This is a genomic window from Pseudomonas sp. SMN5, assembly GCF_052041925.1.
Lineage (GTDB): Bacteria > Pseudomonadota > Gammaproteobacteria > Pseudomonadales > Pseudomonadaceae > Aquipseudomonas.
Genome location: NZ_JBKGGX010000009.1, coordinates 210,723 through 216,851, shown reverse-complemented (window position 1 = coordinate 216,851; position 6,129 = coordinate 210,723). Strand labels below are relative to the sequence as shown.

Below are 6,129 nucleotides of genomic sequence, written 5' to 3'. Positions count from 1 at the left end.
CCCAAGATCAAAAGCCAGAGCAAATGCCAAGGCAAAAGCGAGCCGTCCTGACTCCCGCAACTGTACTGCCCCAACTGTGGGAGCGAGCTTGCTCGCGAAGAGGGCCTGACAGCCATCCCATCTCTCCCGGTTGTACCGTGATCCCATTGTGGGAGCGAGTCTGCTCGCGATGGCGGTGGATCAGTTAGCATCGATGCTGCTGACGTGACGGCTATCGCGAGCAAGCTCGCTCCCATGGAGATGGTGCGGTGGTGCGGAAGGTTGTCTTAGCTCAACCCGCCGCCGTCATCAGCCGGATCGGCTTGCCGGCCGCCCAGGCCAGGAGGTCTTCGATCATCTGCGCGTAGAACTGTTGGTAGTTCTGTTGGCTGACGTAGCCGATATGGGGGGTGGCCAGGACGTTGTCCAGGGTGCGGAACGGGTGGTCGGTGGGCAGCGGCTCCTGGGCGAAGACGTCCAGGGCGGCGCCGGCCAGGCGTTTGTGACGCAGGGCGTCGATCAGCGCTGCTTCGTCGACGATCGGGCCGCGAGCGGTATTGACTAGTCGCGCGGTAGGTTTCATCCAGCCCAGCGCCTGGGCGTTCACCAACCCACGGCTGCGCTCGCTGAGCACCAGGTGGACCGAAAGGATGTCAGCCTCCTCGAACAGTGCCTGTTTGCTCACGTAGGTCACGCCGGATTGGGCTGCGCGCTCGGCCGTGAGGTTTTCGCTCCAGGCAATCACCCGCATGCCGAACACCTGGCCGAACTGCGCCACGCGGGTGCCGATGCTGCCCAGGCCAAGCACCGCCAGTGTCTTGCCGTGCAGGTCGCCCCCCAGGCCTTGCTGCCACGATCCGGCGCGCAGGGCATTGGCTTCCTGCACCAGATTGCGGCTCAAGGCCATGATCAGCGCCCAGGTCAGCTCCGGGGCCGCATGCTTGTAGCTCTCGGTGCCGCAAACCTGGATACCCAGTTCGGCGGCGGCCTTGAGGTCCAGGGCGGCGTTGCGCATGCCGCCGGTGAGCAGCAGTCTGAGATTGGGCAGGCGCCGCAGCAGGGCGGCGTCGAAGGCGGTGCGCTCACGCATCACGCAGATGACCTCGAAGCGCTGTAAACGCTTGGCAAGGGTGTCGTGGTCGGCGGGGTAGTCGTGCAGGAAGGTCACCTGGCCGACACTGTCGAGCGCCGACCAATCCACTACGTCTCGCGCCACGTCTTGCCAATCGTCGATGACCGCTATTTGCACCGCCATGGAGCACCTCGTCAGGGAATGGGTTTGTCCAGCCAGTCCAGCAGCGCCTTGTGGAAACGGTCCGGCTCTTCCATTTGTGGTGCGTGCCCCAGATTGGGGAACTCCACCAGGGTCGAGCGGGGAATCAGTCCCGCGACCTGCTTGCCCAGCACTTCATAACGGCCCAGCCTGGCTTTCAGGGCGGGTGGCGCAATGTCGCTGCCGATGGCCGTGGTGTCGGCATTGCCGATCAGCAGCAGGGTGGGCATGCTCAGATTCTTGAACTCGTAATAGACCGGCTGGGTGAAGATCATGTCGTAGATCAGCGCCGAGTTCCACGCCACTTGCGTATGGCCCGGACCCTTGTTCAAGCCGGCCAGCATGTCCACCCAACGCTCGAACTCAGGCTTCCAGCGACCCGCATAGTAGGTGTTGCGTTCGTAGTTGCGGATCCCATCGGCGTTGAGCTTCAGCTCACGCTCGTACCACTGGTCCACAGAGCGATAGGGCACGCCCAGGGCTTTCCAGTCTTCCAGGCCAATGGGGTTGACCATCGCCAGGCGCTCGACCTGGTCGGGATACTGCAACGCATAACGGGTGGCGAGCATGCCGCCGGTGGAGTGGCCGAGGATGATGGATTTCTGCACGCCGAGGGCCTTGAGCAGCGCCTGGGTGTTGCTCGCCAGCTGCTGAAAACTGTATTGGTAGTGCTCGGGTTTGCTCGATGTACAGAAACCGATCTGGTCCACGGCGATTACCCGGTACCCGGCTTCACTGAGGGCCTTGATCGAATCGCCCCAGGTCGCGGCGCAGAAGTTCTTGCCGTGCATCAGCACCACGGTGCGGCCGTTGACCTTGTCCTGGGCCGGTACGTCCATATAGCCCATCTGCAACGACTGGCCCTGGGACTGGAGGGCGTAGTGCTTGAGCGTGTAGGGGTACTCAAAACCCTCGAGCTGCGCACCGTAGGCCGGGCCTTCAGGCGGATTGGCAGCGTGGGCTAGCAGGGGCAGGGCGGCAGTCAGGAACAGGCCGGGCAGCCAGCGGGCGGTGGAACGCGACATGGTCAATCTCCTTTTGGGCAACCGCCGATCCTGGGGCGACCCGATTATGGCGACATTAACCACAGGCAACCGCACGGCCCGAACGTTCCACCGATTGCCTCAGTGGGCCGGGTAATCGGCCACCACGGTCTGCGTCCCGTCCTTTTTCAGGCCGATGACTTGATAGGCGTCGCTCATGCCGTCCATTTCCATGCCGGGCGAGCCCATGGGCATGCCGGGCGCGGCCACGCCCAGCAAGTCATCGCGCTTGCTCAGAGCCAGCACTTGTTCGGCCGGGACGTGGCCTTCGACGAACTTGCCGTTGATCTCGGCGGTGTGACACGAGCGCAGGTTCGGCGCGACCCCCAGGCGTTGCTTGACCGAACTCATGTCGGCCTCGACATGGTCGTTCACCTTGAAGCCGTTCTGTTGCAAGTGCGAGATCCACTTCTTGCAGCAGCCGCAATTGGCATCGCGGTGCACGTCAATGGTGACAGGCTCGACGGCCTGGGCCAGGGTGGAGATGAACAGTGCGCTCAGGGCGAGCAGGTGCAGGGGCTTTGCCATGGAAGCGGTCTCATGTCGAACAAATGGAAGCCAGGATACCAGACAAGGTCGCCAGGGAAGCTGACAGGAGGCTGAGGGGAGGATTACACAGTTGTCAGGTTAGCTTTCACACCCAGTTGGACTCCTCTGTGGCGAGGGAGCTTGCTCCCGCTGGGCTGCGAAGCAGCCCTTTGGGATCGGTCTGATACTCCTGGGGTGCCAGCTTTTGGGGCCGCTTTGCGCCCCAGCGGGAGCAAGCTCCCTCGCCACAAGAGAGCGGCGGGGGCATACCGTGGATCAGCGAACCTTGAACCGCCCCATGATCGCGTTCACCCGGCTGTTGGCTTCCAGCAGTTGCCGCGTATTGTTTTCGCTGGCCAGGCCACTTTCCACCAGCTCTTCCACCATGTGGCGGATCTGCACCATGCTGCGGTTGATTTCCTCGGTCACGGCGCTCTGTTGCTCGGCCGCGGTGGCGATCTGGGTGCTCAGGCTATTGATCTGACTGACGGAGCCGGCCATTTCATCCAGGCCCGAGTTGACGCGGGCGGTGGCGTCGGCCGCCGATTGGCAACTGGCCTGGGTATTTTCCATGGCCGCGACCGACGAGCTCACACCCTGGGTCAGGCGAGTCAGCATTTCATTGATTTCCGAAGTACTGGCCTGGGTCCGGGCGGCGAGGGCGCGGACCTCGTCGGCCACCACCGCGAAGCCTCGGCCCTGCTCACCGGCCCGGGCGGCTTCGATGGCGGCGTTGAGGGCCAGCAGGTTGGTCTGTCCGGCGATGGCGCCGATGACGCCGAGAATCTCAGTGATGCGCTGGGCGTCCTGCTGCATGCTCTCGACCTTGCGGGTAGCGCTGGACACTTCATCGATCAGCGCCACCACACTGTTGGAAGCCTCGCCGACCACCACGCGGGAACGATCGGCATGCTCGTTGGCGCGCTGGGTGAACGCCGCCGTTTCAGCGGCATTCTGCGCCACGCTTTCAGCCGTGGAGCTCATTTCGGTGATCGCGGTCACGGTCTGATCGGTTTCCGAAGCGTGGCGCATCAGGATTTCACTGGCATGGGCCGAGGTCCGTTGCAGGCTGTCCAGGCTCGAGGCCATAGCACCGGTGGCTTGGGTCACTTCACCGATCATGCCTTGCAGGTAGGCGATGAAACCGTTGACCGAATGGCCAATAGCGCCCAGTTCATCCTCGGCGCGGATGGTAATGCGTCGGGTCAGGTCGGCGTCGCCAGTGGACAGGGCGTCGATGTTGCCCTTCAGGATTTTCATGCGATTGGTCAACTGACGGATCGCGTACAGCTGCATCAGCACCAGCAGGATCACCATCGGGATCTGCAGCAGGCTCAAGGTGCTGAGCACATCGTCACGCTGGGCGGTGATCAGGCGCGTGGGTAACGCTGTCGCCAGGAACCACGGCGAACCTTCGATGGGGCGCATGAAGAACGTACTGGCTTCGCCATTGTTGTCGAATTCGACCCGTTGCAGCGGCTGGTCACGCTTGGCCAGGCCCGCCTTGACCTGGGCTGCGAACGGCGAGGTGCCCGCCAGATCACTGATGTTCTTCAGCACGATCGGCCCGCTGATGCGCGAGCTGTTGCTGATGATCTTGCCGTCGCCTTCGACGATCAGCATTTCGGCGCTCAGGTCAGCCTCTTTGCGGGCGATCAGGTCGTTGAAAAAGCCCAGAGTCACGTCGATGGTGGAAACGCCATAAGGCACGCCGTTCTTCTGGATGGCCATGGCGCAGTTGGTGCGCGGTTCGGCGCTGGCGTCATCTTTATAGGCGGCGGCCCAGGCGCATTTGCCGGCCGGGGTGGCCATGCCGCCCTTGTGCCAGGGCTGATCGAAGTAATTCGGTGCCGCATCGCTGTTCCAGAAGGTGTTGACCACCAGTTTGCCCGAAGCGTCGCGGTGCCAGAAAGTGCTGAACTTGCTGCGGCCTTCGGCTCGCTGGTTGGGCAGCGGCCAGATCCCGCCGCCGAACACCTTCAGTTCGCCATATTGGTCTACCAGGCCCGGCAGGACTTTATCGATGGCATCGCTGTCGAGCAGGGGAATGGTCTGGGTAATGCTGCGCTGCTGCGCCTGCACCTTGTTCAGTTCGCCCTGGATCTGTTCGGCGACTTCGCCGATGCGGTTGAGGGCCACTTGCTCCTCGGTATGGCGCAGTTTGGGCGCGACCAGGTAACTGATGCCCACGACCGTCAGGATCGAGAGCACCAGGATGAAGAGAATCAGGAACAGTGTGTAGCGAGCCTGAATGGTGCGAAATGCGGGCATATGGCAGGTCCTTGCACGAAGGCGACGTTCGAAGGCAGATAAAGTTGGCATGGGCGTACCAATTTGTATCGACCTTTCCCTGTAGAGCTTTAATGCCGTACATCGGCGGTGATAGCACCGGCTTCAGCAAATGGATCATCGCCAATGTGTGGGGGCAGGCTTTGCTCCCTCGCGCCAAAAAGCAGCTAGCGCTGTAACATGGGACTTCGCTCGCTGGCGGGGATTCAAAAAAGCGCCGCGTGCGGGTATTGAACTGAAACATTCAGGAAATTGGCAATGACTCATTCGCAACGTTTGAAATATTCGATTCTGATCGTGCTCGTCGTCCTGGCGATCATGCTGGGGCTGTCCTGGATGCAGGGCAGGGGCATGATCAGCGAGCAGCTCTTTCAGTACATCGCCATTGCCGTGGCGGTCGCCGTTGTCGTGATCAACGGCGTGATGCGGCGCAAGGTCAAGCCCTGAGCGCCGGTTTCATTCTGCGCACTGGAGCGCCGCCAGGGCGTTGGGATGCAGGCTGTAGCTTTTGTCCGGATGGAGGCTGACGACCCCCTCGGCGTACAGGCGCTTCAACACCTCGCGCACGCTCAGGAAGGACAAGGGAATGTCCAGTTCCAGCAGCTCACTGTGGACGCCCCGCACGCCCAGGCGGCGGTTGTCGTCGCCGGCCTTGAGCAACGCATCGATGACCTTCAGGCGGATCAGGCTGGTCCGCAAGCCAAAGCTCTTGAGCAGACGCCGGATCTGCTCATTGCCGCCTCGTTCCAGCGGATTGCCGAACGCCGAGTGGGTAGCTGCCAGCGATACGCCGGTCAGTCGTGGCTTGCCGTCCGTGGGCAGTAGCGCGTTACGCATGCAAGAACTCCTTAACAGCCTGTTCAGAAAAGATCACGAATACTCTCCTGCAATAGGACGAACGAGGGCGGGCAATCATGAAGGCGCGGATGTGAAAAAAATGCCCAGGCTCCGTCAAACCCTTGTAGCCAAACGGTCCTCGGGCGATTAATTTTTTTTCATCCGGTTCGTTTTCATGGC

6 protein-coding genes are annotated in these 6,129 nt (G+C 62.0%); 1 reads left to right on the top strand and 5 read right to left on the bottom strand.

Going from position 1 to position 6,129, the window contains the following annotated elements:
- Positions 1-271: 271 nt before the first annotated feature.
- The 4 genes from ACLEJR_RS11725 to ACLEJR_RS11710 form a co-directional block, all read right to left on the bottom strand.
- Positions 272-1,234: a D-2-hydroxyacid dehydrogenase family protein gene (locus ACLEJR_RS11725; RefSeq protein WP_440814077.1), complete on the bottom strand. Its 963-nt coding sequence runs from the start codon at positions 1,232-1,234 to the stop codon at positions 272-274.
- A gap of 11 nt (positions 1,235-1,245) precedes the next feature.
- Complete coding sequence (locus ACLEJR_RS11720; protein ID WP_440814075.1) at positions 1,246-2,277, bottom strand: alpha/beta fold hydrolase; 1,032 nt, start codon at positions 2,275-2,277, stop codon at positions 1,246-1,248.
- A gap of 99 nt (positions 2,278-2,376) precedes the next feature.
- On the bottom strand, positions 2,377-2,823 hold the full coding sequence (locus ACLEJR_RS11715; RefSeq protein ID WP_440814073.1) for a DUF411 domain-containing protein: 447 nt from the start codon (positions 2,821-2,823) through the stop codon (positions 2,377-2,379).
- A gap of 276 nt (positions 2,824-3,099) precedes the next feature.
- Positions 3,100-5,094 (bottom strand): methyl-accepting chemotaxis protein, encoded by a 1,995-nt coding sequence (locus tag ACLEJR_RS11710; protein ID WP_440814070.1) that lies wholly within the window; start codon positions 5,092-5,094, stop codon positions 3,100-3,102.
- Positions 5,095-5,370: 276 nt separating this feature from the next.
- Between ACLEJR_RS11710 and ACLEJR_RS11705 the strand changes: the two genes are divergently transcribed.
- A complete protein-coding gene (locus ACLEJR_RS11705; protein ID WP_245145494.1) occupies positions 5,371-5,559 on the top strand; it encodes a hypothetical protein in 189 nt (62 codons plus the stop codon).
- A 9-nt stretch (positions 5,560-5,568) separates the two neighbouring features.
- Here the strand turns inward: ACLEJR_RS11705 and ACLEJR_RS11700 are convergent, their stop codons facing one another.
- A complete protein-coding gene (locus tag ACLEJR_RS11700; RefSeq protein WP_440792104.1) occupies positions 5,569-5,949 on the bottom strand; it encodes a fe2+ zn2+ uptake regulation protein in 381 nt (126 codons plus the stop codon).
- Positions 5,950-6,129 lie beyond the last annotated feature (180 nt).

What these genes read in the sequence shown, in the direction of transcription:
- ACLEJR_RS11725 (WP_440814077.1), bottom strand. Translation starts at nt 1,234, where the DNA reads ATGGCGGTGCAAATAGCGGTCATCGACGATTGGCAAGACGTGGCGCGA.
- ACLEJR_RS11720 (WP_440814075.1), bottom strand. Translation starts at nt 2,277, where the DNA reads ATGTCGCGTTCCACCGCCCGCTGGCTGCCCGGCCTGTTCCTGACTGCC.
- ACLEJR_RS11715 (WP_440814073.1), bottom strand. Translation starts at nt 2,823, where the DNA reads ATGGCAAAGCCCCTGCACCTGCTCGCCCTGAGCGCACTGTTCATCTCC.
- ACLEJR_RS11710 (WP_440814070.1), bottom strand. Translation starts at nt 5,094, where the DNA reads ATGCCCGCATTTCGCACCATTCAGGCTCGCTACACACTGTTCCTGATT.
- ACLEJR_RS11705 (WP_245145494.1), top strand. Translation starts at nt 5,371, where the DNA reads ATGACTCATTCGCAACGTTTGAAATATTCGATTCTGATCGTGCTCGTC.
- ACLEJR_RS11700 (WP_440792104.1), bottom strand. Translation starts at nt 5,949, where the DNA reads ATGCGTAACGCGCTACTGCCCACGGACGGCAAGCCACGACTGACCGGC.